Source organism: Streptomyces sp. NPDC055103 (genome assembly GCF_053607625.1).
This window is the reverse complement of sequence record NZ_JBSGTX010000160.1, coordinates 1-2,090: the sequence shown is the minus strand read 5'-3', so window position 1 is coordinate 2,090 and position 2,090 is coordinate 1. Positions and strand designations below refer to the sequence as shown.

General features: G+C 68.5%; 2 protein-coding genes. One reads left to right on the top strand and one right to left on the bottom strand.

Annotation, left to right across the window (positions count from 1 at the left end):
- Positions 1-74: 74 nt before the first annotated feature.
- Positions 75-1,025, bottom strand: coding sequence for a ScbA/BarX family gamma-butyrolactone biosynthesis protein (locus ACWFR1_RS40180; protein WP_453561016.1), 951 nt, complete (start codon positions 1,023-1,025; stop codon positions 75-77).
- Between the two features lie 128 nt (positions 1,026-1,153).
- Here ACWFR1_RS40180 and ACWFR1_RS40175 point away from each other — a divergent pair, with 128 nt between their 5' ends.
- On the top strand, positions 1,154-1,813 hold the full coding sequence (locus ACWFR1_RS40175; RefSeq protein ID WP_453561013.1) for a ScbR family autoregulator-binding transcription factor: 660 nt from the start codon (positions 1,154-1,156) through the stop codon (positions 1,811-1,813).
- The last annotated feature ends 277 nt before the right edge of the window (positions 1,814-2,090 follow it).

The window sequence follows — 2,090 nt, the reverse complement described above, 5'->3', positions numbered from 1 at the left end:
GGCCGCGACCCGGCCGCCGATGAATCCGGTCGTGCCGGTGATCAGAATGCGAGGACCCATGGTTCCTGTCCGGTTCAACCCGCCAGTCGGCTGCCAAGGCCGCCTCCGGCGATCGCCAGGTCGCGTGACGGGGAGGCGAGCACGCACTGGAACACCTCGTTGCCGTCCTGCCGGCCGAAGACCCGGACGGTGGTCACCGAGGGATCGGGGGTGGGCACGACCTCGGTCTCGATCCAGCACGGGCTGTCGAGCTCCGCGTAACGCGAGAAGGTGGCGTCCGCCGCGGCGGGCAGGAACGCCCTGCTCCCCGTCGTCAGCGTCGCCGCCTGGCGGGCGGCTTCGATGAGGACCATCCCGGGCACGTGGTCGTTCGGGCGGCGGAAGAGAGTGGTGTGGCCGGTGTTGATCCGCAGCTGCCACTGACCGGGCCTGGTGCCCGGGGCCAGGACGACGTCCTTGGAGTGCTCACGACCGACCAGGTGCGGGGCCACTCCCGGAATCAGCGGGACCGGCTTGCCCAGCGCCGCCATGCGCTCCCCGCGGATCCGGCGGTACGCCAGGGCAGACGTGCAGCGGGCCAGGGCGTTGCCGGTGCCGAGGTAGCGGCCGCCACGTGTCAGCACCAGGGTGGTGCGCAGGTTCCGGAGGCTGGCGCCACGACTGGTCAGGTCGGAGCACACGACGTCGACGGTGACGTCCGAGGAGAGGCCGTCGACGGCGAGCGCCTCGGGGTCAGCGGTGTAGCTGAGGCCCCACATGACGAACTGCTCGTCCACGGGTACCCCCAGCTCGGCATGAGCGACGAGCATGGTGGCCTGGCGTATCGTCTCGGCCACCAGCACGGGGTCGTGCCGGTCCCCCGCCACGGGAGAGAAGAAGGGATGCGCGGCAGGCCAGCGGGCGGCTACAGAGAATCGGTTCTCCGTCAACTGCGTCCAGCCCGTGGGGATGATGTCCGCGGGGTCGGCTCGGTGAACGAACTCCCCGGGGACCCCCGCCGTAGCCCCTCGACAGTTCTGATCCATTGGATCCCCCTTGCATCCCACGCCCCTGGGCGGTGTGTCCGCCCGACGTAGAATACGTACAGCGCGGTTTTCTTTTCAATGCTTCACGTCACACGGTGAGCACAGACAGCGAGACAGCAGGAGGCGCCTTGGCGCAGCAAGCGCGTGCAATCAAGACCCGTCGGGCGATCCTGGAGTCGGCTGCCACGGTCTTCGCGGAGCGCGGCTACGAGCGCACGACCATCGGCGAGATCCTGGCGCGCGCCGGGGTGACCAAGGGGGCCCTGTATTTCCACTTTGCTTCCAAGGAAGATCTCGCTCTCGGCGTTCTCGACGCCCAGATGCTCGACGAGCCCCTGAGCCCGCAGCCCATCAAGCTCCAGGAGCTCGCGGACCAGGCCTTCCTCCTCGCTCACCGGCTGCAGCGCGACCCGCTCGTGCGGGCGAGCGTCGCACTGGCCCTGGACAGTGGTGCCACGGGCGTGGACAGGGCCGCGCCGTTCCGGGCGTGGATCGACCAGGTGTCGGAGATCCTGACCGTCGCGAAGGCCAGGGGTGAGATCCTCGTCCATGTGGACGTGTCGGACACGGCCGAACTCTTCTCGGGCGCGTACGCCGGAATCCAGACGATGTCCCAGATCCTGCGCGATCGCAACGACCTGACCCATCGGGTCTCGGTACTGCTCCGCTACCTCCTGCCGAGCATCTGTACGCCCGCCCTGCTGACGAGCCTCGACATGAGCGAGGGCCGCGCCCGGCAGCTGGCGGCGGAGTACGACCTGAACCAGAGCCGCCACGAGGAGTCATAACCGCGCGCACACCCTCTGTAAACAAAACCGACCGACTGGTCGGGTAAGCGCCCCGACGCGGAACAGCGTCGGGGCGCTCTGGCGTCATGGCACTGAGTGTGTTTTGCTGAGGGTACTCAGTGCCACAAGCAGTTCAGCGGTGCCACAAGCGTCTAGGGGAGCTCCACATCATGGGCAAGGACTTCGACCTGTATCGGCCCTCCGAGGAGCACGACATGCTCCGGGAGTCGGTGCGTGCGCTGGCGGAGGCGAAGATCGCGCCGTTCGCGGCCGCGGT

Coding starts and splice junctions, on each gene's coding strand:
- ACWFR1_RS40180 (WP_453561016.1), bottom strand. CDS start 1,025: ATGGATCAGAACTGTCGAGGGGCTACGGCGGGGGTCCCCGGGGAGTTC.